The organism is Bradyrhizobium sp. USDA 10063, from assembly GCF_054063735.1.
Window position 1 is genome coordinate 1,730,280 of record NZ_JBSSGP010000002.1, and the last position, 22,810, is coordinate 1,753,089.

The following is a 22,810-nucleotide window of genomic DNA, read 5'->3' on the forward strand; positions in this document are numbered from 1 at the left end:
CGGCAAGGTCTACACGGCCGGGGGCACCGTTTGTGAATGCCCGAGCATGACTGGCGATGGGTACCAGGGAGACGCCAAAATCACGAGTCGCCGCTTGGTCTGCAACAAAACAGGTTGGCAACCAGACAACACGATGTGCCTTGAACTCAACTACAAAGGAACATCGTCGTTCGCCGAAGGGGATTTGCCGAAGTACCACAAACTCTACTGCCGGGTGCGATCCAGTTCGACTCCTTCCCCTTAAGGGCGCTGCGGACCCCTCTAAATCCGCAACTCCCAACTGCTGCTCGTGCGCTGCGGCCCGCTCAGCTCAGTCAATGCCCATACGAGCGAATCGACGCGATCCGGTGAATAGCCAACGCGCGCCCGGTCAAAGTCGCTCGTGAACGCGCACATCTGATCTTCCAACACCGGGAAGCTGCCGACATGATGGACCTTGCGTTGCTCGTACAGCGCAGCGATCGGCTCGGCACGGACCACCTTTCCACGGCTCGCGTGCACTGATTTGAAGCTCACCAGTGGATCCAGCGCCCGAATGGTGGCCTCGACCATGGCGCCGCCGTTGTTCACCTCCGCGATGATGCGGTCAGCCTTGTGCCGCCTGTATGCCTTGATCGCCTTGGCGGCCCACTCGTGCGGCGCGTATCGGCCCGACAGATCCTCAAGCACATAAGCGTGCTGATCTTTGGTGACGCCGGCAACTATGATTCCGGTTTCGTCAGATCCCTCGTTGTTCGAAACAGCGGGGTCGATCGCCACGACGATGCGCCGCAGTTCCGGCACGGCCGCCACGCGATCACGATCGAGCCAATCCAATTGCCAGAGGGCGCCTGGCATGTCGCTCAGTAACTCGGCGTTCAATTCCTGCCGGCCGAGCCGTGTCCCCTCGTAGCGTTGCCGCACGGCGGCCAGGAACGTCGGCGCCAGATTCGCTTCGTTCTCAAAGGTCGACCCACGCGTGACCACCACGTCCCGACCTTCGCGCGCCAGGATCTCTTTCAGCAGTTTGACCGGCCGCGGCGTCGTCGTGACGAGCCAGCGCGGATGCTTGCCGAGTCGCAGGCCGAACATCAGCATGTCCCAGGTCGCTTGCGGTTCGTTCCAGGCGGCCAACTCGTCCGCCCACGCCGCATCATGCTCGGGGCCGCGGAGGCGGTCAGCTTCCTCGCTGGAAAAGGTGGTCGCGATGGCGCCGTTCGGCCACGTCAGCCGGCGCTTGGACGGCTCGTATTGGGGGCGGTTCCATGGCGGCGCCATCCGCAACAAGCCGCTCTGTCCCTCCACCATCGTGTCGCGCGCGTCGGCGGCGGTGGGCGCCACCAGGGCGATCCGGCCGGCGGTCCTAGTATCGACCAGCTCGTTGACCCATCCGGCGCCGGAGAACGTCTTCCCGAACCCGCGGCCTGCCATGAGCAGCCAGCCGAGCCAGTCGCCTTCCGGCGGTAGCTGGCTGGGTCGAGCCTTGGCACGCCATCCGCCGTCGGCCAGAGTGTTCGCGAGAGCGGCGGCTATGCTGGTCACTGGATGCACTCCGGTAGTGGGATGGGACAGGGTGGCAGCAGCGGCACGGCATCGATCACGGTGGACGCCCTGCCCTGCCTGACGACCTCCCCCGCCGTCTCCGCGTCGAGTTCGCGCAGCGCTTCCACAACGGCCGCGCGCGCCGCGCTATGGGGCGCCAGGGCGCGCAGGATAGCCGCCTGCACCTTGGCGAACTGCGGGCTGTTCACGATCGCCACGTTGTTCTGAATATTGATGGTGCCCTGCGCGATCGTGGCAATCTCGCCAGTGACCTTGCCGATCTTTTCCAGCACGCCGACGAGCTGGCCGGCCACGATGGCCGCGCCGCGGGCGTCACCGGCTTCTGTGGTGGCCGCCAGTTGGCTCATGAGCATGGTGCGGACGGCGCGGAAGTGATCGAGCACCGACGCGCCTTCGTCGGCCGCCTTGGCCGCCAGGTCGGCGAGCTGCGCCGGGCCGACCAGATAGGACGCCTTCATCTCGGCACTGACGTGGTTGTGCCAGTGGCGGCCGATCGCGTCTTTCGACAGCTTGAACTTTTCGGCTAGCGAATCCAGGCTCGCGCCACCGGCGCGCAGGAGTTCGATCCGCCAACGCTCATCATGAGCGCAGACGGTGCATTTGGGACCACGTTTCACTGAAAACAAAACTCGCAAATTGATGGCGCGATTTTGTACCATACCGCATAAAATAAATTTGCGCAACATAGGCGCGACATGAATCAATAACTAGTTGATACTCTTACATATTTCCATAGACCCACAGATTGTAAATCCGTAGTTCGAACCGAAACGATGCGCGATCGACCGCAAAAGCCGGCGCGAATCGAAAGGCGCATCGCTTTGCTTCTGTCAGAGCAGATTCATTTCGAAGTCTGTTGCGCGACGTTTCAACACCGTCATCTTTACCAAGCACGGCGCTCCATCAAGCGTCGGGAAGAAATAACGACCCTTCACCTCGTGTGCGTGGAATTTGCTGGGATCACGCGGCAGTCCAAAATCTTTCTTCGACTCTGGTATGAACACGATATCTCCGACCGTCGGCATCGATCCACCGAAGTGTGAAGATTCACCAGCGGATCCAATTAATGCACCGCTGTTTGCGTCATAGAATTCCACAATGAATGCGCTCATAACGTCTACTTTCTCCACTTCACTTACGCGTTGAACGTCACACCGTCACATCACCGTCACACCGCGTCACATGTGACGGTCCATTGCCGTCCGTCACGTCACACCACCCTATAGGGTGTGACGGACGTGACGCGGACTAGCGAATTGGAATAGGTGGCATGGTCAAAGAAGAATTTCCGCCCGCCGCCGGCACAATGGAAGAACTGGCGATCGACGGAATTGCGTTCGTGCTGGTAAACCGCACCATGCCGTTATTCTCCTCAATGCGCCCTGTCTTGATCAAGGCAGCTTTTAGACGCCTGAAGGGCTCCCGCGGGTTCGGTGCATCCCGATCCAGCACGCCGCGCCGGAACAACTCCTCTTTCCATGTGTGGACCTCGACCGCGCCTTTTTGACCTTGTTCCTTGATGGCGGACTTGAGCGTGTCCAACGCGTTCACCTGATTGTCGCTCAGCCGTGACGCTCGCTCGGGCGGCGCCTGAACGGGCGTAGCCGAGACGATAAACGCCGTCAGGGCGTCGCCGTCCTCATCTTCGCCGATCACAACTTCCTCGCCCATGAACGACGTCAGCACGCCTTCCGCCTGATCGTTGGCTTTCGTGATCGTTGCGGTCTTGACCTTGTCACCGGATATCTGCACTCCGAGATCGATGTGGCCGGTCTTGGCGCTGCTACCGCGCTCGCCTTTCGTCTCATCCTTTCCGGTGTGCCCGATCGTTGCAAGGTGGACCGGATGACCGAGCCGGTCGTGGATCCGTTTCAAATTGGCCGCAACCAGGTTGACGTGCTGCGCCTTGTCCTCATCGCCACCGCCGGCCGCGACGGCCTTGGCGTACGTGTCGAATATGACCAGCCCGACAAGAATGCCGAATCGTTCTTCGGCCGCCTTGATCGTCTCGACGACGGTTTGCACACAAGCCTCGTCTGTCAGGTCGATAATCTGATCGGCGACCGCGATCGGCAAGCCGGCGTGACCGTCGCGCTTGGCATATGCCGCCAGCCGTCGCCGCTGTAGGCCGGCCCTTTCGAGTGCAAAGTAAACCGTGCCGAATTTCATTTTGGCCTTGAAGCCGCGCCAATTCCGGCCCGCCGCCCCATGCACGGCAATGTCGGTCAGCAGGGAAGATTTCAGCCCGCCCGCCGGCCCATACCACGATGAATCCTCATCGAGCGCGAGCACGCCTTTGATCAGCCATGGCTTTGCCGGCTCGTTGCTGCATTCATCGAAAAACTTGAGAGGCAACGCGGTCACTTACGAATTCCTTTCCCGAAACGCTTCATGCCCAGGTTGGGCTTGAGGTTGGGCTTGAGTTGTGCGCGAACGTTGGCCTCGTACTGGCAGCGCAACTTCTCCAGCTTTTTCCAGAAATAAATCGTGTTCTGCACAGCGATGCGGCGCAGGCTTTTCAGCTCTGGATTGCAGTAAATTAGCCACGTCAGCTCGTTACGCTCTTCAGGCGTGAAGCCGTGGCCGATCCGTTCCCATCCGTTTTCCCAAGCGTGTTTCAGCATAGGAATTACCACCGTCCTCAAGTGCTCATGCGCCGCGTCGCGCTTGGGCTTTGTCGCGGTGACGTCGGCCTCAGCCGCATCGAGGAATGCGCGTGCCACAACCATGTGCTTGGCCGCGTACAACTCATCGCGCTCGTTGAGATCGTCCAACCGCTCGCGCAGTTCGTCGGATGGTTTCCAGCCCTCGCGAGCAGCGTCGCGCAGCGCATCCATGCGCTCGCGGACCTCGGTTAGATCATCAATCCAAAGGCAGTAGCCAATGTGCAGGCGGTCGAGAATTTCGTCGGTGACGGCCACCCACTTGGTGGTGGGCGGCGATTGATGGATGTTCATTGGGGACTCCAACATGGTGGGGTGGAGCCCGACGAAAAATTTCCTTGAAGTTTAAAACGAACTGCGCTATTCAAAAGTCAGCCACGACATCGAATGCGCCGCTCGCCGGATCCTCTCCGTCGGGCGGTTTTTCGTTTTAGGCGGTTTCAAAGCTGGTGAAAAAGATCTTGGGATTGAACGCCCAACGCCGTCCTACTTTACGAGCGCCAGGGAGCTTTCCCCGTTCCAGCATCGCGAAAGTCGCGGTCTCGGTGTGACCGATCACCTTGGCGATTGCGGCCGCACCCCATACGATCTGCTCGCCGGCGGTCGGGATTTCACTCTGTTGAACTGACATCGCGAGTACTCCATTTGAGCGCTCGCCTACCGGCAATAAAAAAGGCCGAGAAGCGAGCACGAAATTTGTGCCAAACGCTCTCGACCATCCCGGTCGTTCGGTTTTCGCGATATCGCTAGGGCATCACGCCCATCGCAGCCATTCCGGCAGACGAAATCACTACTAGCCTAGAAACAACCCTACTCTACTACACTCGACCTTAAATTTCAACTAACCGTGCGCTCCCTCTGCGGCGGCCAGCTCTGCAGCGTCGTCACCGCGCGGAAATAGATGGCCGTAGCGATCGGCCGTCATCGTAATGCTGGAATGTCCCATGCGTCCCTGCACTTCTTTAAGGTTCAATCCCAAGCCCACCGGGGCGCGGTTGATGCACCAGCTTGCGAAATAATGGCGCAGTGCGTGCGTTCCTGAATACTTCGACGTGAGCACCGGCTTTCCATCATCGTCGTGGAGCGGCTTGCCTGCCTCGTCCAGAACCGGTGCCGTCACGCCGGCGGCAATCATTGTCGGGATGACACCGCGCTTCACGATGTTCGAGTGGTTCTCGATGTTGCCGGACCCATTGGGAAAGACGTACAGCAGTTCTCGGATCGACTCGCCGCGCGTGTCTTTCCGGCCGGTGTCATGGCGTGGACACGTCAGTTTCCATTCCCGAAGCGCATGCAGCGTCTTTGGCGGGACGGGGATTGTCCGCTCGCCTGCTTCCGATTTCGGTCGACCGATCTCATTAAATGCATCTGCCCGCTGGCGAACGTGTAGTTCGCCTTTCTTGAAATCGATGTCTTCCCAACGGAGGCCACGCAGTTCTGATGCGCGCAAGCCGCAGCGAATGGTCACGAGCAGCAAGGGCCGCCAGCGGCCATCGGCGGCTTTAAAGATCAGGTCGATTTCCTCCGGCGTCGGAATGTCCACCCCGATCTTTAGCTTACCCTTCGCCCGCCGCTCCGCCTGGCGCTGCTTGCCACGCTTGCGGCCCCGCCCTAAGGCTGCGGACCACGTTCTGACCCACCTGCCCGCGCTCTTGGGCATCGGCGAGCAGCGCGCCAAGATCGCCGGTGACACGCTTGACCATGTCGGCCGATCGCGGTTCCGCTTCGCTCTGCCCTAGCGCCGGCACGCCCTTGCGGAGTTTGTCCTGCCAATCCCGCACCATCGCGACTGTCATTGCAGAAAGCTTTACGGCACCAAGATACGGGTTGATGTGGTCCCGAAGGTGCTGCTCGTACCCGTCGCGGGTTGTGCGTTCCAGATCCCCGCAGGCGTCCAACCAGTGTTGGCCGGCTTCCGCGACCGTGATGCTTTTCGAATGGGGTACGTGCACGCCCTTGGCCACGTCGACCCGGACCTGTGCATGAAAGGCGTGCGCGTCCTTCTTTCGCTGGAAGAATTTCACATGTCGGCGCCGCTTGCCCCGGCTGTCCAGCTCAGGTGTCGAGTATTGGACCAGATAGCTCTGGCGCTTCTCGCCGCTTTTGGTGGTCCAGGTGTGAGTTCGAACCGACATGTGGCGCCCCGTAGAGTTCAGTAGAGGCAGATAGAATACATCAGGCGCAACAAAGGCGCAATATGCGAGATAATTATTCAATAAAATCAATACTTACTATCGGATTTCGATTCCGAGGGTCGGGAGTTCGAATCTCTCCGAGCGCGCCATTTCGGTACAAAACTGGGCACTCCAAAACCTGCCGTTTTTCCGCTTGATGCGGCGACGAGCGTGCGAAGCAGCACGCTTTTCGAGCCCATGATGCGAAGGCGTTTTGCACGGTGCCGTTACGGTGCCATTCAAAACAATGTGCAAACAGACACTTATGACCCCGACGGCCCGGAGCGACACCGTCGCTTTTATCTTGCCTTCCTAATCGGTCGAGATCCGCGCCCCAGCTCTCGGTCGGGAAGGTCGGGTATTGTCGATAGCGAACGACAGGGCGGACTTGTCAATATCGACGCGAATGACCCGATGGAGACATGATGGCGCGACGAATGCCTATCGTTCAAATGCCCGAGCCAGCCGGGCAATCGCTGGCGCAATGATCTGCTGCGGATAACCGCTGAAACCCAGCATCAGCGCCGATTTTGGCTGTGCCTCAAGATACAGCCGGCTCATGGCACGAACCACGACGCCATGTTCTCTCGCGCGCCGCTCGATCGCAACGTCCGACAACCCTGGTCGAGTGTAGGCCACCAGATGCATGCCCTGGTCCGGCGCCTCCACCGTCAAATGGTCGCCCAGCCGCCGACTGAGCGCGGCGACCAGCGCGTCCCGCTGGTTGCGGTATGCCTCTCGCATTCTGCGGATATGAGCGGCGAAGTGTCCTTCTTCCATGAAGGCGGCGACGATCGCCTGGCAAAGGCTCGACGGTTGGCGGTCCATCAGATAGCGCGTGGTGACGAAGGCGCGCAGCAGCGAACGAGGCGCCACGGCGTAACCGAGCCGAAGTCCTGGAAAGAGCGCCTTGTTGAGGGTCCCAACATAAATGACACTCCCGGCCTCATCGAGGCCCTGAAGCGAAGCGAGTGGCCGGCCGCTGTACCGGAATTCACTGGCGTAGTCGTCTTCGACGATCCAGGCTCCCGACTCTCGCGCCCAGGCAAGAAGTTCGAGGCGGCGCGCCATCGATAAGGGAACACCTGTCGGAAACTGGTGCGAGGACGTTATGAAAACGGCGCGCGCTTTTGCAGCGCGACGGATGCCTTCGGTAACGTTGATACCATGCCGGTCGACCGGTATCGGACAAACCTTCGCCCCTGCCGCGACCAGTGCAAGACGGGTCAATGAGTAACCCGGATCTTCAACCCAGACTTCCTTGCCCGGACCTTGCATGACACGGGCAACGATATCGACAGCCTGCTGGGTGCCCGCCGTGATTACGACCTGGTCGGGCTCGCATCGCACGCCACGTGCGGCCTGAAGATAGTCGCAGACGGATTTGCGCAACTCCGGCATGCCCTGCGGGTCACCATAGCCGAGGTGGTGCCGCCCAAAGAACCGCAGCGTGCGCGCGCTGAGCTTACGCCACACTTCGGCCGTTCGTGCATCCACCAATGTGCGCCCCAGATTGAAGGGGCGTTCGTCGCGTTGCGCCGTCACGTCAACGAAGCCGCCGTGATCTCCAAAAGAAGCCGCCGGTTTGGCGGCCGCCGCCGGCCGCTTCCGGCGGCCATGAGTGCGCTTGAAAGGTTCAGGAAGCTCGGAAGCCACGAAGGTCCCTGCGCCCTTCTTGCCGAACGCATAGCCCTCGGCAAGAAGCTGTTCGAAGGCCGAGACCACCGCCGACCGCGAAACACCGAGCCGCGTCGCCAGTTCGCGCGTCGAGGGCAGCCTGGTTGCGGGACGAAGCGCTCCTGACAGGATGGCCGATCGAAACTGAAGATATATCTGGTGGAACAGCGGCACGTCTGTCGCGCGGTCCACGTCGAACGAATAAAGCTCCGACCAGCTTTGTCTGCTCTTCACTGTATCCTCGAAAACTGCTGCCGCCCGATTCGGATCAAGAGAAAGTAAGTGGTATGCCTCATGGAGGCGAAGTGGGTCTTTGTATCAGACCACTATGTCCTATTCTGTTTCGGACAACAAGGAAACCTAAACGGCTCGTTCTTTCGAGCCGCAGCGCGGAGCGCCCCAAATCATGAGCTCACCGCAAATCCGTCGCGCAGACCGGGCCATGTCCGATGAACGTGCGCTTCAGACGCTGGCACAGGGCTATAGCGGCCATCTCGCAACGGTGAGCGAGGATGGCTTCCCATATTGCATCCCGCTCCTGTACGTCTGGATCGACAACGAAGTGTATTTGCACACCACGAGCGCAAGAGGACATTTGCGCTCGAACATCGAAAGGGACGGCCGCGTTTGCTTTGAGATCGATGAACGGGAAGGTGTCTTTGACTATGGCAGGTTCGAATGCGACTCTGGCCTCGCCTATCGAAGCGTATGCATGTTCGGCCGGGCACGGATCGTCGACGACAGGGAAACCAAGCAACGATTCTGCGAGGCCTTGATGCAAAAATACGGCAAGCCGGAGACGAGGCGACCCAAGGGGTTTTTTCCGCGGATCGATGCCATCACCGTCTATGCGATCGCTGTCGGGCGCATGACCGGCAAGGAACAGCCGCTGCCGCCGCTTTCCGAACAATGGCCCGCAAAAGACCGGACGAAGACGCCAATTGCAGACCCTCACGCCCAATCGGAAGCGGCCGGGCCAGGACCACGGCGCCGAGACTGATCCGGAGCGGAGATGCTTCCTCCCGGCAGAGAAAATCACGTCCCAATTGACTCCGCCATGGATTGCCATCAATCCAGTTCCGCAGACCCGATAGGGGTAAAAGAGACTCCTGGAGTCTGACTCTCATGATACTCGACGGCGACTTTTCCTTCAGAGCGGCTCGCCGCGACGACGCTGCAACGGTTTTCAACATCACTCAGGCATCGATCCGCGGCCTTGCAGGGGCCTCTTATTCGCGGGCGCAACTGGAGAACTGGATGGGTGAGCGCACGCCAGCGTTTTATGAGGAACTCATCGCCAGGGGACGAATGACCATATGCCTGCGAAGCGGCGTTGCGGTCGGATTTGTCGACGCCGAACCCGGCGAAGTAACCAGGCTGTTTGTCCTGCCCGAAACCGCGGGGTCTGGAATCGGCCGGCGCCTGCTCGAAATCGGTATCGCCCAGGCGCGGTTGGGCCACAACGGACCGATAAGACTCGAAGCGACGATCAATGCCGAAGGCTTCTACCGAAAGTGCGGCTTCCGAAGCATCGGAAGAGGCTATTTCTCCCACGGTCTTGGTGGCGAGCCTATAGAGATCGTGCACATGGAATTATAAACCCGACATTTCCAACCCGCTTCGGAGCCGGCGTCATGGCGAACTTCATAGAGAAGGCGTCTAAGGCCAATCTGGCGTTTGTCATGGTGATCGAGCGGACCGAAGGGTACGAAACTTTGGTGGGCCGATGGCATGAGGCACTGCATCTGTCGGCGATCGATGACGATCGCTGCGAGCGCCTTCTTTAGCGGCATCTACCGCGACGAGTTGATCATGGCATGGCGATCCTTCAGACCGAATGGGCGCGGCAAGCGCCAAATTGGCATCGGAGATCACCCCAACGGGAGTTCGAATCTCTCCGAGCGCGCCACTTCGGTACGGTACCGGGCACTCCAAAAACGGCCGGCTTTCCGCTCGAAGCGGCAGCGAACGTGCGCAGCAGTACGTTTTTGGCCCCCATGGTGGGAAGTCGCCTGGCGCTCTATTTGTCCTCGTCGGGGGCAAATGGAACGTGGCGCTGAAGGTCCATCCTGTCGTGGAGAATGCGTACGATTTCGATCGTGCTCTTTGGCCCCACCCGGTACATGAGGAAGTGGCTTCCGCGACGACCGCGTCGCGCAACGTGGAGCGTGCGAAGACCCGGCATGATCTCGTCTCGGGCTTGGGAGCCTGCAACATCAGGGCCGTCGGCAAGTTCACCAATCGCCTGAACGAGCGTGTCCCGATAGACGCGCGATTGTCGCGCGCCAAAATTCTCAGTGGTCCATTTCAGGATGTTCGCAAAGTCGACTTCGGCAGTGGCGCCGAGATGGACGCGCCATCTGTGCTCGGCCATAAGGGCTCTATTCGCCTGTTCCGGAGATGACCTTCTCCGAGAGGTCATTCAGATAGGCTTGCAGATCTTCGATACTCCTAAATTCTTTGAATTCGCCTCGATCCAGTGCGCCAACGCCGAGACGAGCCGCGGCCCGGAGGGCCTTCAGCTTGCCGGCGTCCTCCGCCTCACGTTGCTCCACCAACCGCAACCCGTCACGCAGCACTTCGCTGGCGTTCTGGTAGCGACCGGACTTGACGAGAGCGTCAATGAGTTCTTCCTGGCGCTCCGTCAGCACCACATTTCTCGTTGGCATTGGCGTCCTTTCGATCGTTCGAGAAACCGGGCGGAATGGCATAATATGCCATCGCCGTTCGGTCGCCTCAACCCCGATTTCGGCGCGTGCCTTGTTCTGTGCTCGGTGCTGCTGCGCTCTCGAAGAATGCCGCACCTCGCGCAGGAATGCGTGAGCCACCACCCGGCGCTTAGCTCGCCGCGTCCTTGAGCGCGGCTTCGAAGCTCTTTGCGTCGAAGGCCGGCATGCTCTGGATCCGTCCCAGGCCCTGAGTGGCGTACCAGACGGAGAACGCGAGCATCGCTCCCTCATTCGGGGCATCGACGATATCGACGAAATCGTAATAGCCCTGCGTGTAGTGGATCGACTCGACCTTGATGCCCAGCTTGTCGAGTTTTGCCTTGGCCTTGCCGATCCGCTCCGATTGCTTGCTTGCCCACTCCGGGCTCAGATTACCAAGCAGCACATATTTCATGGCTACCTCCACATGATGTCGATCATGATGCGCGAAGGAACCGCGCAATTATACGCCTTCCAGGGACCGGTGCCATGTCGCTGTGCGTAGCGGGAACGGCAAGAAACGGCCTCCCCGGCCCGGCATTTTGCCCGACCAGCCCTACAGCCAGCGCCGCACCCGCGCGCGGTAGCGGCGATAGACGTTCCCGAACTTGCGCTCGAGATAGGCTTCCTCCCGGGTGATCACACCGTAGCGGATGACAAGCGCGAAGGGCACCAGCGTCATCAACAGCCAGAGGTCATTGAAGGCAATGGCCAAGCCGATGAGCCCCAGTACCATGCCGAGATAGATGGGGTTGCGCGTGAAGCGGTAGGGGCCAGTCTCCACGATGGTCGTGGACGGCAAGTTGGTGGGCACATTCGAGCCGGCCCGGGTCATGGTAGTGATCGCCCACGCGACCAGCGCCACCGCAAGGACAAACACCATCGCGCCGAGCCAGCCTGCAGCAACCACGCCCGGCAAGAACGGCAAAGGCATGAGCCAGTTGAGCGCGAGCCCGGCAATCACCGCGAGCGCCCACGCGATCGGGGGCCGGACAATGACATTCGCAGTGTCTGCCGTGTCAGCCATGGCGGGTCCGGTGAACCTGGACTCCTTTTGATGTGGCCAGCCGAAGACCATTTGCAAGCGTAAACGGTCGTTACGTCAATGGCGCTGCATTTTTTCCGAATCGGAGAAGCGTCCTATGTGGCTTCGGATGCATCATGCAGTTCAGCCGCATCATCGGTCCGATGGAAGCCTTCCAAATTTGGAGCGCGAAAAGCCACGCTTCCCGTTCGTGATCAGCAACGAGAGTCGGAGCGGCCCCGGCCTTCACGGACAGCCCGGCTTTGTTGCCCTCGTGGCGTCCCATCGATCTGAACAGGCCTGCGATCAGAGTGGGCGGGTCGCCGTTCAAGACCTTCGCTGAAGCCGAGAATGCATCTGAGGCGATGCTGAAGCACCTGACCGATGGCAGGGTGGAATAGCCGGACGGCTCCCCCTGCGTCGCCATGGGTCCGCGACTGTGGCAACGTTAGCCTGGGTTGAACCTCGTTCAGGATGCTAGCGCGACCTTCGCTCGCCTCTTCAAGCGTTTGAGCAAGCCGTTCCAAGCATTGTCGCCGCTGCTGATATTTCCGCGCAGCTTCGCCTTTTCGAGGGTGACGAGATCGCCGCAGCCCTCGCAGGCAAATTGCGGTTCCTCCTGAAGCCATGGCATCGCTTCCCTATCGTCGCCGCCGAAAGGAGGAAGGGAAGGATTGACGTCAGCATCGTCACAAATTGCCGGCGCGACGCCCGGCACGACGCAGTGGGGACAATGACGGTCAGCGGCCTTGCCGAGTTGGTATGCAAACTCTCGCCGAAGAACGTCTCCATCCCACGTCGTGCCATCGCTCTTGATGAGCTTCCTGGCACGCGCAACAGCATGGCTTTCAGCCGCGTCGTCACCGATACGGATCGTCACGTCCAAGTGGAAGGGGCATACCGCTATCGCGTGGGTCGTTTCCAGCGCGTAGTGCACGGCGGAACCCAGATCATCGGCGTAGCTGTTTGCTGACATGGGAGCCTCCTTGCTCAGACCAGGCGGGGCTCGGGGTGCCTAGGAGGCCGGGCCCCATAACCTCAACAGCCTCGGCAAACTGGTTGTCCGGCTACGATGCTTTCTTACCGCAATAACCCAAACGCGTTTTTGATGTAGCGCAAAGGAACTCCCGGCTGATCTCGCTGGCTGTTGCGGAGATGACCTTGTCCGGAGAACTCATCCAGGTCTTCGATAGTCCAAATTCCTTTGAACTCCCGGTTCTACGATCCGGGTACGCCGGGCATCCGTGGTTCAACTCGGAAAGATGAGGCACGTCGTTGTGCCATGAGCAAGCAATCGGCCCTTGCCGTCCGTGACGCGCCCCTCGGCGGTGCCGATGCGGCGCCCACAATTCAAGACCATTCCTTCGGCCCTGATCCGGCCTGTTTCCGGCGTGATTGGGCGCACGAGCGAAATCTTGAATTCGAGCGTTGTCTGAGCCACGCCCTTGTCCAGCATCGATTGGACGGCGAGCCCCATACAGCTATCAAGCAGCGTCGCCGTGAGGCCGCCATGGACGGTGCCGGCCGGGTTCAGGTGGGCATCAGTTGGAATGAGCGTCACGACAACGCGACCGCGTGTAGCTTCGGCCACGTCGTATCCCAACGTTTGCGCCAAGGTGTTGAGAGGAATCGTGCCGCTGGCAAGGCCCTGCACAAACTCCAGCCCACTCATCGTCTTCTGTGTCTCGGCATCCACCGTCCCAAAGGTCTTGGTAAGCATCGTATCGCTCCGTCTCGCTCAGTTCGCTATCGTCTTTGGCGATGCTTTCTTCCGGAAAGCTGATGGTGACCGGCCATAGATCCGGTTGAAAGATGCTCTCATGCGCCTTGCACTCGAAAACCCGGCACGCTTGGCTATGAGAGGGATTGGAAGATCGCTTTCATCGAGGAGACGCTTTGCACGTTGAACACGACGTGAAAGCGCGACTTGCAGGGGCGATGCGTCGAGGTGCTCGGCAAACAGCCGCGCAAGGTGCCGGGCCCCTACTCCGAGACGATCGGCCAATGCTGCGATATTGCTCCGATCAAGCGCACCATTTTCGATGAGCGCCAGCGCACGCTCGACCGTCGTCCTGGTCCCCTTCCACGCCGGGCAGAATGGAGCCGCCTCAGGACGACAGCGGAGGCAAGGTCGAAAACCCGCATGTTCAGCGGCAGCGGCGCTCCGATAAAACCTCACATTCCGAGAGAGCGGCGTTCGCACCGGGCAGACCGGCCGGCAATACACTCCTGTTGTCTTGACCGCCACAAACACCTGCCCGTCCCACGCCGGATCGCGGCGCCGAAATGCCTCATATTGTGCGGCGAAGTCGAGCATGCGATTGCTATAGCGACCATTGCCGCATGTAGCGAGCCATTGCCGAAGATCAGGTCCGAAAACGACCGCGGCCAGGCGGCGAGCGGTCATAGCTCAGCGGGATAGAGCATCGGATTTCGAAGACCGACGAGTTGGCGGCCCGCGGCCGCAATGCGCTCGCGTTGCGGCTAGGCGAAAGCCGCGTTCACACCGCCGAGGCGTCGATCTGGCGACGGATCACCCGCCGCACTTCCGCATTCGACAGGAACAGATCGTGGTTGATGATGCCCCAGCCCGAGTCGGACGCATCGACCACGCGCACGCCGAGCTTCTCGATGACGGCTTTCTCGGCCGCTCCCACCCGTGTCATCCCGCCGGCGAGTTGCCCGGAGAGTGCGAGCGCACGGTCGTTCGTTGCGGTGATGACCGTGATCTTGCGGGCGAGCGGCCCGATGCGATTGATCGCCGACGAGAACACATCCATGTCGATGTCAGGCGAGGCGAACACCACGGCGCCGATCCTGCCGTCAACGGTGTCGCCATATCGGTCATGGAGCTGGCGCAGGCTTTCAAGCGCCAGCATGGTTCCCATGCTGTGCGCGACGATGTGGACGCGGCCGACGCCCGGAGGCGTCACGACGGCCTGAAGCACGCGCTCGAAGTCATCGCGGGACCACATGGCGCTGTCGCGGTCGTAGGCGTAGTCGAACAATCCCGCCTTGGAGGGCCAGGAGAACACCATCGTCTGGCCGCGGAACTTGATGCCATCGGAAAGGTGGGCGGCATCGAGCGCTGCCGTCTGGAACGTCTGTTTGAAGCCGTGCACGTAGATCAGGACGTCTGAACCGCCGCCACCGGGCTGCCCGAGAAGATCGCTGACGTCTCCCGAAACCGGCTCGACCTGATCAATACGCCAATCGCCGAGCCCGGCTGCCGCCAGAGAGAAGCGGCTCTCGTCCGGTGGCACCAGCTTCGCCCTTGCGACGGTCATCGTGGAGGCCCGGTCCGGCCCGAACCAGGGCTTCGCGCGCCCACCGTTCACGCGCTTGCGCGTGGTCGCGACAAGCAGCGTGGGGTCCACCGACAGCGACGACGCGTCGTAGGGCGTGCCGGTCGCGCCCAGGCTGGCGCATCCGCCGAGCGCGAGCACGCCGGCCGACGACGCAAGCCCGCGCAGCAACGCGCGGCGGGACGTCATCACTTCATGTTGCTGCAAATGTCGGACGATCACGCAGGACCTTCAGAAACTGCCTCGCAAGGCGGGCCCCCTCAAGTTTCCTGGATCATGATGGCGGCGAGAAAAGGGCGGCCAAGCCAAGACGTAGACTGCGGTTCCACGTCGCGCGTGTTCCAGGAGAAGCGAGTGATCCTGGAACGCGAAGCCGAGTCGGACGACGACATCTGGAACGGCTGGCAACGGTCCCACCGGTGCGTTACACAAGGGTTGCGTTCGAGGGGGCGCACCGGAACGATGTCGGGGAAAATCGTATTCGCAGACCGTCTGAGGGGCATCGCCGCGCTATGCGTGGTGGTTAGCCACTATCTCAGCACTTTCTGGACCAAACAGGAGTACATTCCACCCGTCACCGGCCTCCCGGAACTGCACGCTGCCATTCCAATCTACGTTCAATGGCTGCAAATCCCGTACTTCAATTGGGGCGGGTTCGGCGTTGCCGTGTTCTTTCTGATCAGCGGCTTCGTCATTCCATTTTCGTTTGCCAACTACCGCAGAGCCGACTTCCTGATCGCGCGCGTGTTGCGCCTCTATCCGACCTATCTCATCGGCCTATCGATCACGCTCGCGACCGTCGCGGCCGCGAACTGGATCATCGGAACGCCATTCCCGCACGCCGCGGGAGAAGTCCTAATCGCGTACCTTCTCGGCGTGCGGGATTTCCTCTGGGTCAAGAATCTGGACGGCATCGTCTGGACGCTGGAGATCGAACTGAAGTTTTATGTTGTCTGCGCAGTCATCGGCCCTTGGCTTCGGGATGGATCCCTGAAGGTGTTTGCTGTCCCGGTTCTTCTGTTCGCGATCGCTCTCTTTCTAGGAAACTACCTGCCGATCTCGCCAAGCATTCACCTGAACACCGTAGCGCTGAGCTCACCCTTCCTGGCGTTCATGTTCATCGGGGTCGCGTTCAACTATTACCATCGGAACCTGCTCGACGCGCGTAACACGCTGACCCTTGTTCTGGCCTTGTTGACGGCGTTCGCCGTCGCCGAATTCTACGGGATGTTCAAGCTACGCGAGCACATACCCAGCTATTGCCTGGCAGTATTCCTGTTTGCTCTGGCAATGAAGCACTCGAAACTCATTGCCCGCGTACCTACACTGCCGTTCTGGTCGAGGATCAGCTATCCTTTGTACGTCGTCCACGGCGTAGCGGGATATGCTCTCATGACTGTCATGCTCGCTTACGGGATCAGAGCATGGCTCTGCATCATTGTCGCATTTTCCGCGGCGACGCTGTGCTCCTTGGCGCTGCACTATCTCATCGAGGCTCCGACACATAAACTCGGCAAGACGTTCGCCGCGAGGATCCGTGGCAGGCCCTTTGCCGAAGACGCTTCGCTCGCCAATGGAGACACGATTCAGGTCGAGCAAGCACGCGTCTAGGTGCGCACGTCCAAGCGCAAAGGCTAGTAATTCATGATCGAGCCGGGCGTCGTCCCCACTCTCGCAGGCCTTTCGCTCGCGCTCGGAGGACCGGCGTTGCTTGCCAGCCCAGCGCATCGGCTGCTCGGGGACGAGGATGCGCTGATTACCCGTGTGGTCGACCAACTCTGCTTGCTCGCCATGGTCGGCGGCGTGATCGCCGTCGTCCTGTTCTGGGAGGCGCGGCCGCTTGCTTCGATCGGCTGGCGCGGCTTTGGGCCGGCGTCGCTCGCCTGGGGCGCGGCCCTCACCCTGTTCTTCGTGTGGGTGCTCCTTCCGGCCGAGGTCCACGTGCTGGCGCGGCTGCAGCTCGGCGGATTTGAAACCGGATTGGCAAGGCTGTCACGCTTGCCTGCGTGGTTCCTGATCCTCGCCGCGATCACCGCGGGCATTGCTGAGGAAACGCTGTTTCGTGGCTATGCCCTTGAGCGCATCGCGGAACTGACCGGCAGTTACACGGTCGCCGGCCTCGCCACAGTCGCGCTGTTCGCGCTCGTGCACTTGCGGCTGTGGGGCTGGGGACCGGTCGTTGCATTTGTCGTGAGCGGCGCAGTGCTGACGCTGTTCTTCATCTGGCGGCAGGATCTCCTCGCCAATATCGTCGCTCACGCGGCTACCGATACTATCGGGCTGCTCCGCACCGCGGCACACGGTCGCAAATCACGGGATCGCAGCCCATGATGCGTCCGATTGGGTTCCGGGGGTGCTCACAGCGGGGAGCACCCCCCACCAGAGGTGTTCACAACGGGGCCACCGTGATTCTCCGGAATCCAATTGGGACTACGATACCGCTAAGGTTGCTGTCGCCGGGGCCAATTTCATTCCGAAGCGATTTGTTAGCCGGCAAGGGCCGCTGAGAAATCAGCGGCCCTTTCGTCTTAGGGGTGGCGCCTTCCGCGCCAGCAGCGGTCCTCATGGACTATTGTGGATGCTTCCACTGCATCAGCCTGCAGCCCCGCCGCCATTGCTCAGGCGGCCGATAGTCCATTCGGCACCTTTGTTGTATCGGCAAGCCACGCGAGCATATCGTTTCCTCCGCGCAGCGAGCCCTCGACGAAGCGCGGGTCCTCCTGCTTGTTGAGCGCCTGTCGCATCATGTCGGCGCCTTTGGCGTCGTCGGACATCAGGAGGAAGAAGCCGACAGCAACGAGCGCCAGCCTCTCGACCGATTCCTGTAGCTGCGCGCGCTGCCCGACAGCATCAAGAACTCCGAAACAATAACCAAGAACCCAGAGGCGATCGATAGACTGGGTCACGTCGCCCGGCGTGAGCCTGAACTGCAGACTGATGAAGTCGCGGCCGATTCTCGCAAATTCTTCCAGCTTCTTGAAATCGACCATGTCTTGTTTCCTGTCGGAGCACAAAGTCTCCGTGTCGGCTGGCGGCTTCCTGGACTTGATTGCCCCTTGCCTTTTGGGAACGTTTGCCTTCAGGAGCGCGCGGCGGCGGCTCTCCCGCGTTCGGTCACCTGATAGGACACATGGCCGAGGTCATAAGAAAATACCTTCAGCCAGCCCAACTCGACGAGGCGCTGATATCTGGTCTGATCAAGGTGTTCGATCACCGCCCTGGGGCGGCCGGCCGCAACGATCTCCCGGATTAATCTGAAGTCATCGAGCTGCGCCATGATCAGTGCTCCTCGTTACGTTCCGCACAATTAGTTCGCCTTGAGCGAGAGGTTTCAAACCTCATCCGGTCCTTGCATCAGCGCGTTGCAAGCCGCCGTCGGGGCGTCAGCAACAAGCAGTTGCTGTCTTCCTTCACGAGCGCATATTTGCCGTGGTCGTCCTCGTCGATCGAACGTGAACGCGACTTACGGATCGCGTATCCGAGGATGTGCCCGCGCTCGCAGGGCACCCTCCTTCCTCAAGCGCATGGCAATGCCATTGTGGCTGAACGCCGGACGAAGGTTGCATTGCAATCGATTCACCCGCCGGCCCGGGATCACGTCGATACGCTTGCTTTGGACGTTGTTTCCGCACCGGCTCGAACGAGCATATCACGCGCGCAGTGGCGGCGATAGACGGCTACTCCTGGACTCGGGAACCAACCGTTCAGGTAAAAAGATTGTCAGCGCCGATCTCTAGCCCACGGACCAGCGAAGCTTAGAGCATCACGAGTTGGACCACGCCGTCTTCGATCTCGCCGCGAGCAAGCCTCGCGCGGGCGATATTCTCGAACTCGGTTCGATGTCTGTGCAGGTAGCTGAGAGCCTGGTTCTGGGTCCGAAACGTCGTCTGGAGTCGGCACGCTTGCCTGAGCGGCCCGACCGCCAGCGAAAATGTAATGGTTTGCCCTGCCTCGTTGGTGGGTGCAGTCCGCGTGCTCTTCGCCATGTGTCCGCCTACTCCATAGGAAATGAGCGTCAGATGAGTTTCGCACTGTGCCCCTGAGCGCTGGAAGTCAATGGCTTGACACTCATCTGCGCACGCTCGCGCAGTGAGGCCACATTGCTGTCACATGTTGCGGTCCCACCGCTAGGGACCTACTCCGCTTCGTGCACGAGCCATAGCGACGACGCGGCTCGGCCGCCGATTGCAGAAAAGAGGTGTCATGACAACGAAGAGCGCAGCGCTTGGCGATCGGTTCCTTACGTAGGCCGGATCAAAGCTAGAGCCGAACGTAAGCGCTACTTGGAGAGCGCCTTCTTGCGCTTCTTGTTCGAGACGTCCGGACGAGCCGTTTGAGCTGTCGCTTCCTCGGCTTCCCTGGCCTCTCTCAGGGCGCGAAGACGCTCCATGTTCTTACGCACCGCAATGGCCTGTTGCTGGATGTCCGCCATCGCTCGCGCACCTTCTTCCGATGCAAGACGTTGCCGGTTAGCGCGCGCGATGCTTTCCGGGGATGCTTCAGCGGATTTCCTGTCGGCCATCTTGTCTTCTCAATCCGCAACAACGCAAAGCCCGCTCAATCCCGGGATCGAGCGGGCAATACCGCCATTTCAGTACATCCGTGAAATGGCGCGAACGGTTCAAGCCAGCGACAGATTCTCCGCGCTTACCTTGCCCCGCATTTTGTCCGTCTTGATTTCAAAGGCCACCTTCTGGCCTTCGGCAAGGCCGGAAAGACCCGCCCGTTCAACGGCACTGATGTGAACGAACACATCGTTCCCGCCATCGTTGGGCTGAATAAAACCAAAGCCCTTCTGACCGTTGAACCACTTCACAGTACCTATCGGCATTCTCTCTTCTCCAAAGCATATTCGCGTGACCGTCACGCGATCCATTCAACTGGTCGATGTCTTTGGGAAAGAGCCCGCGGGCACATTCAGAAAGGCACAGCGGCTAATCGAACCGACACAACCTACAGGCCTTGGCACTCCATTACAAGCGCCGCAGGCAAAATAGGCCTGACGGAAGGAACTTCTCCATTCGATGCAGCATCGCTGGCTGCAAATGAGGACAAGCTGCTCAGTCGAAGTTCTTGCAAAAAGAGGCTGGCTATTTCCGCCCGTTGCGCAAGCTGGCACGCAAGCAGGCTGTTCGAGACGGACTGATCGCGGCTCCGGTCAGAAAGCCAGCCGACAACAACAAGCGCGGGACAGCACCACGTGCCGACATCATCGCCAGAACAGGACAGAACTAGCTGACTCCCGCCCAGGGGGTCGTGCAAACGAAACGCGCGACTGCAGCGTACACTTTTTGACATACGCGGGGCTTGTCTGCGTGTATACTACGATCATCACCGCTCAATGTTCGGCGTCCATCGGTGACTGAGAGTGTTGTGCTCCCGCCGCAAAACAGGGAGTGCCGTATGCCCGATGCGCAACTCATCAACAAGCTTTCGCCCCGCGAAACAGTGCGGCCCCGCTGCCCGATGTGTCAGGCCCGAATGGAGGTACTCCATGTCGTGCCGGGAAGACCAGGCTTCGAGCACTGGACCTTGAGGTGTCGGAAATGCGGGCTCGTCAATGAAGCTCAGGCCGCTGCAGATCCAATCGGTTCCGAAGTGCTAGGCTGGTTCGGTGGCGAACTGAAGCCGCCGCAATAGAGGCTCGGGCAAGCAGCGGGATCCACAAAAGTGGCGCTGAGATCGGCCCACAATGCGCCATGGAACGATGGCTGCTCTCGCTGATTATATCGGATAATCAGTCCGTCGAGGGCGACGATCGTGATTTACGCACTCAGCATGATCCTGATTCTGATGGGGGCAGCCGCTGGCGCTGGCGTCCTGATTGTTGCGGGACTCGACGCTGAGATGGGATCGCGCAGACGCACCGATTGACCGGCGCTGTCTCGACGCGGAACAGGACACTCCTGAACAGGATACTCCTGAACAGGCCGTCCGCGACCTCACGAAATACATTCATAGCAAGCGCGAGCTGCAAACGAGACGAGGCCAAGTGGCAGCGGGCACGTTCCCGCGTCGCCATGTCGCTCCTGCGCCGAATGCGTTCACAAAATCCGCGTGCAATTTCGAAAGAACCGGAACAGCGGCTTCGACATGCTGTGCCGACTTTGGAACCAATCTAAACGGCCGGTATTCTCCGCTGCAGTCCCCCGCGGATGGCAGCCACCTGCAAAACGGAGTCGCTGACGATGCAAGATGGAGCCGTGCAATCGGGCGCCAGCCCGCAGCCGCTGCCGGAAAAGGTATCGGTGACACTGACCGTCAACGGGGTCGAGAGGCGCTTTTCGGTCCTGCCCTGGGTCTCGCTTCTGGACGCACTCAGGGATCATCTCGATCTCACCGGCACCAAGAAGGGATGCGACCACGGCCAATGCGGCGCATGCACCGTGCTGGTCGACGGTCGTCGCATCAATTCATGCCTGACGCTTGCGGTGATGCGGGACGGCTCGCGCGTCACCACGATCGAGGGACTGGCCACCGACGGCGCGCTGGATCCGCTGCAGCAGGCCTTCATCGACCATGACGCCTTCCAGTGCGGCTATTGCACGCCCGGGCAGATCTGCTCCGGCGTCGGGCTGATCGCCGAGGGACGGGCCAGGAGCGCAGATGAGATCAGGGAGTTCATGAGCGGCAACATCTGCCGTTGCGGCGCCTATCCCAATATCGTCGCAGCGATCCAGCAGGCGATGGGGGCCAAGCCGTGATCCCGTTCCAATATACAAAAGCGAACGACGTCGCCGACGCGGTGCGGCTGATCGCGGCCAATAGCGGCGCAAAGTTCATCGCCGGCGGCACCAACCTGCTCGATCTCATGAAGGACAATGTCGAGCGGCCGACGACGCTGATCGACATCTCCCGCCTGCCGCTGACCTCCGTCGAAGAGACCGCCTCAGGTGGCTTACGGATCGGCGCGCTGGTGCCGAACGCCGACCTTGCCTGGCATCCGCTGATCGAAAAGCGCTATCCGCTCGTGGCAAGCGCGATTCTGGCCGGCGCCTCGCAGCAATTGCGCAACATGGCCTCCACCGGCGGCAACCTGGTGCAGCGGACGCGATGCGCCTATTTCTATGACACCGCGACGCCCTGCAACAAGCGGCAGCCGGGCTCCGGCTGCTCGGCCATCAATGGCATCAACCGCGGTCACGCCATCCTCGGAGCAAGCACGTCCTGCATTGCGACGCATCCGTCCGACATGTGCGTGGCGCTCGCCGCGCTCGATGCCACCGTGCACGTGACGGGCCCGAAGGGCGCACGCGCCATTCCGCTCACGGACTTCCACCGTCTGCCCGGCGATACCCCGCATATCGACACCAATCTCGGCCCGGACGAGATCATCACCGCGATCGAGGTGCCGGCCAAGGGCTTCGCGTCAAACTACTCCTATCTGAAGATCCGCGACCGGATGTCCTACGCCTTCGCACTGATCTCGGTGGCGGCGGCGCTCGAGCTGAAGGACGGCACGATCCAGGAGGCGCGGCTCGCCCTCGGCGGCGTCGCCCACAAGCCGTGGCGCGATGTGGCGGCCGAGGCGGCGCTGCGCGGACAGCCCGCTGAGGAAGCGAGCTTTGCCCGCGCGGCCGAGCTGCTGCTTCGCGACGCCAGGCCCCAGGCGCATAACGGTTTCAAGGTCGATCTCGCGCGGCGAGCGATCATCCGCACGCTGTCGCAGGCCGCGCACGGCACGCCGCAATCGCAATCGAACAAGACGATCCAATGA

The 22,810-nt window shown here is 60.7% G+C and carries 27 protein-coding genes, 1 tRNA gene and 1 pseudogene; 8 read left to right on the forward strand and 21 right to left on the reverse strand.

Features of this window, described 5'->3' with window-relative positions:
- Positions 1-261: 261 nt before the first annotated feature.
- The 7 genes and pseudogenes from ACVJGD_RS10425 to ACVJGD_RS10455 form a co-directional block, all read right to left on the reverse strand.
- Positions 262-1,521 carry a DNA-packaging protein gene (locus tag ACVJGD_RS10425; RefSeq protein WP_456634271.1) on the reverse strand — a complete coding sequence of 420 codons (1,260 nt, stop codon included), beginning with the start codon at positions 1,519-1,521 and terminating at the stop codon, positions 262-264.
- Entirely contained in the window at positions 1,518-2,228 is a 711-nt protein-coding gene (locus ACVJGD_RS10430; RefSeq protein ID WP_456634272.1) for a hypothetical protein, read from the reverse strand. The genes ACVJGD_RS10425 and ACVJGD_RS10430 overlap by 4 nt, the downstream gene beginning before the upstream one ends.
- Before the next feature lie 144 nt (positions 2,229-2,372).
- Complete coding sequence (locus ACVJGD_RS10435; RefSeq protein WP_456634273.1) at positions 2,373-2,654, reverse strand: hypothetical protein; 282 nt, start codon at positions 2,652-2,654, stop codon at positions 2,373-2,375.
- A gap of 136 nt (positions 2,655-2,790) precedes the next feature.
- Positions 2,791-3,906, reverse strand: a complete 1,116-nt coding sequence (locus tag ACVJGD_RS10440; protein WP_456634274.1) for an AAA family ATPase — start codon at positions 3,904-3,906, stop codon at positions 2,791-2,793.
- Positions 3,903-4,499 carry a hypothetical protein gene (locus ACVJGD_RS10445; RefSeq protein WP_456634275.1) on the reverse strand — a complete coding sequence of 199 codons (597 nt, stop codon included), beginning with the start codon at positions 4,497-4,499 and terminating at the stop codon, positions 3,903-3,905. The genes ACVJGD_RS10440 and ACVJGD_RS10445 overlap by 4 nt, the downstream gene beginning before the upstream one ends.
- A 136-nt stretch (positions 4,500-4,635) precedes the next feature.
- Positions 4,636-4,836, reverse strand: a complete 201-nt coding sequence (locus ACVJGD_RS10450; protein ID WP_456634276.1) for a DNA-binding protein — start codon at positions 4,834-4,836, stop codon at positions 4,636-4,638.
- A 210-nt stretch (positions 4,837-5,046) separates the two neighbouring features.
- Positions 5,047-6,340, reverse strand: a pseudogene (locus tag ACVJGD_RS10455) (tyrosine-type recombinase/integrase).
- 3 nt (positions 6,341-6,343) lie between these two features.
- On the opposite strand from ACVJGD_RS10455, the gene ACVJGD_RS10460 reads away from it, so the two are divergent.
- Positions 6,344-6,489 (forward strand) — tRNA-Ser (locus tag ACVJGD_RS10460).
- 331 nt (positions 6,490-6,820) lie between these two features.
- Here ACVJGD_RS10460 and pdxR read toward each other — a convergent pair.
- Positions 6,821-8,290 (reverse strand): MocR-like pyridoxine biosynthesis transcription factor PdxR, encoded by a 1,470-nt coding sequence (gene pdxR / locus ACVJGD_RS10465; RefSeq protein ID WP_456634277.1) that lies wholly within the window; start codon positions 8,288-8,290, stop codon positions 6,821-6,823.
- Positions 8,291-8,498: 208 nt separating this feature from the next.
- Here pdxR and ACVJGD_RS10470 point away from each other — a divergent pair, with 208 nt between their 5' ends.
- The 3 genes from ACVJGD_RS10470 (at position 8,499) to ACVJGD_RS10480 (ending at position 9,843) form a co-directional block, all read left to right on the forward strand.
- Positions 8,499-9,056 carry a pyridoxamine 5'-phosphate oxidase family protein gene (locus tag ACVJGD_RS10470; RefSeq protein WP_456634278.1) on the forward strand — a complete coding sequence of 186 codons (558 nt, stop codon included), beginning with the start codon at positions 8,499-8,501 and terminating at the stop codon, positions 9,054-9,056.
- Between the two features lie 125 nt (positions 9,057-9,181).
- Entirely contained in the window at positions 9,182-9,655 is a 474-nt protein-coding gene (locus ACVJGD_RS10475) for an N-acetyltransferase family protein (protein WP_456634279.1), read from the forward strand.
- 35 nt (positions 9,656-9,690) lie between these two features.
- Entirely contained in the window at positions 9,691-9,843 is a 153-nt protein-coding gene (locus tag ACVJGD_RS10480) for a hypothetical protein (protein ID WP_456634280.1), read from the forward strand.
- A gap of 233 nt (positions 9,844-10,076) precedes the next feature.
- Here ACVJGD_RS10480 and ACVJGD_RS10485 read toward each other — a convergent pair whose 3' ends face one another.
- The 8 genes from ACVJGD_RS10485 to ACVJGD_RS10520 form a co-directional block, all read right to left on the reverse strand.
- A complete protein-coding gene (locus ACVJGD_RS10485; protein WP_456634281.1) occupies positions 10,077-10,478 on the reverse strand; it encodes a type II toxin-antitoxin system RelE/ParE family toxin in 402 nt (133 codons plus the stop codon).
- A complete protein-coding gene (locus ACVJGD_RS10490) occupies positions 10,438-10,725 on the reverse strand; it encodes a type II toxin-antitoxin system ParD family antitoxin (protein ID WP_456640221.1) in 288 nt (95 codons plus the stop codon). Before ACVJGD_RS10490 ends, ACVJGD_RS10485 begins: the two co-directional genes overlap by 41 nt.
- Before the next feature lie 169 nt (positions 10,726-10,894).
- Positions 10,895-11,179: a GYD domain-containing protein gene (locus ACVJGD_RS10495; protein WP_456634282.1), complete on the reverse strand. Its 285-nt coding sequence runs from the start codon at positions 11,177-11,179 to the stop codon at positions 10,895-10,897.
- A 141-nt stretch (positions 11,180-11,320) separates the two neighbouring features.
- Complete coding sequence (locus ACVJGD_RS10500) at positions 11,321-11,791, reverse strand: methyltransferase family protein (RefSeq protein ID WP_456634283.1); 471 nt, start codon at positions 11,789-11,791, stop codon at positions 11,321-11,323.
- A 466-nt stretch (positions 11,792-12,257) separates the two neighbouring features.
- A complete protein-coding gene (locus ACVJGD_RS10505) occupies positions 12,258-12,764 on the reverse strand; it encodes a hypothetical protein (RefSeq protein ID WP_456634284.1) in 507 nt (168 codons plus the stop codon).
- A gap of 273 nt (positions 12,765-13,037) precedes the next feature.
- Positions 13,038-13,508 carry a PaaI family thioesterase gene (locus ACVJGD_RS10510; protein WP_456634285.1) on the reverse strand — a complete coding sequence of 157 codons (471 nt, stop codon included), beginning with the start codon at positions 13,506-13,508 and terminating at the stop codon, positions 13,038-13,040.
- A gap of 18 nt (positions 13,509-13,526) precedes the next feature.
- Positions 13,527-14,195: a bifunctional transcriptional activator/DNA repair enzyme AdaA gene (locus ACVJGD_RS10515; protein ID WP_456634286.1), complete on the reverse strand. Its 669-nt coding sequence runs from the start codon at positions 14,193-14,195 to the stop codon at positions 13,527-13,529.
- 94 nt (positions 14,196-14,289) lie between these two features.
- Positions 14,290-15,282: an alpha/beta hydrolase gene (locus tag ACVJGD_RS10520; RefSeq protein WP_456640222.1), complete on the reverse strand. Its 993-nt coding sequence runs from the start codon at positions 15,280-15,282 to the stop codon at positions 14,290-14,292.
- Between the two features lie 165 nt (positions 15,283-15,447).
- Between ACVJGD_RS10520 and ACVJGD_RS10525 the strand changes: the two genes are divergently transcribed.
- Positions 15,448-16,704 carry an acyltransferase family protein gene (locus tag ACVJGD_RS10525; RefSeq protein WP_456634287.1) on the forward strand — a complete coding sequence of 419 codons (1,257 nt, stop codon included), beginning with the start codon at positions 15,448-15,450 and terminating at the stop codon, positions 16,702-16,704.
- 33 nt (positions 16,705-16,737) lie between these two features.
- Positions 16,738-17,424, forward strand: a complete 687-nt coding sequence (locus tag ACVJGD_RS10530) for a CPBP family intramembrane glutamic endopeptidase (RefSeq protein ID WP_456634288.1) — start codon at positions 16,738-16,740, stop codon at positions 17,422-17,424.
- A 287-nt stretch (positions 17,425-17,711) separates the two neighbouring features.
- Here the strand turns inward: ACVJGD_RS10530 and ACVJGD_RS10535 are convergent, their stop codons facing one another.
- The 5 genes from ACVJGD_RS10535 to ACVJGD_RS10555 all read right to left on the reverse strand — a co-directional run bounded on the left by ACVJGD_RS10535 (position 17,712) and on the right by ACVJGD_RS10555 (position 19,924).
- The gene (locus ACVJGD_RS10535; protein ID WP_456634289.1) at positions 17,712-18,083 is read right to left on the reverse strand and encodes a hypothetical protein; all 372 of its coding nucleotides are present in this window, start codon (positions 18,081-18,083) and stop codon (positions 17,712-17,714) included.
- Positions 18,084-18,172: 89 nt separating this feature from the next.
- A complete protein-coding gene (locus tag ACVJGD_RS10540) occupies positions 18,173-18,370 on the reverse strand; it encodes a TenA/THI-4 family protein (protein ID WP_456634290.1) in 198 nt (65 codons plus the stop codon).
- Positions 18,371-18,848: 478 nt separating this feature from the next.
- A complete protein-coding gene (locus ACVJGD_RS10545) occupies positions 18,849-19,079 on the reverse strand; it encodes a hypothetical protein (RefSeq protein WP_456634291.1) in 231 nt (76 codons plus the stop codon).
- Positions 19,080-19,372: 293 nt separating this feature from the next.
- Positions 19,373-19,615, reverse strand: coding sequence for a transcriptional regulator (locus tag ACVJGD_RS10550; RefSeq protein ID WP_456634292.1), 243 nt, complete (start codon positions 19,613-19,615; stop codon positions 19,373-19,375).
- Between the two features lie 99 nt (positions 19,616-19,714).
- Complete coding sequence (locus ACVJGD_RS10555) at positions 19,715-19,924, reverse strand: cold-shock protein (protein WP_456634293.1); 210 nt, start codon at positions 19,922-19,924, stop codon at positions 19,715-19,717.
- 1,357 nt (positions 19,925-21,281) lie between these two features.
- On the opposite strand from ACVJGD_RS10555, the gene ACVJGD_RS10560 reads away from it, so the two are divergent.
- Positions 21,282-21,797, forward strand: a complete 516-nt coding sequence (locus tag ACVJGD_RS10560; RefSeq protein WP_456634294.1) for a (2Fe-2S)-binding protein — start codon at positions 21,282-21,284, stop codon at positions 21,795-21,797.
- Positions 21,794-22,810, forward strand: coding sequence for an FAD binding domain-containing protein (locus ACVJGD_RS10565; RefSeq protein ID WP_456634295.1), 1,017 nt, complete (start codon positions 21,794-21,796; stop codon positions 22,808-22,810). The genes ACVJGD_RS10560 and ACVJGD_RS10565 overlap by 4 nt, the downstream gene beginning before the upstream one ends.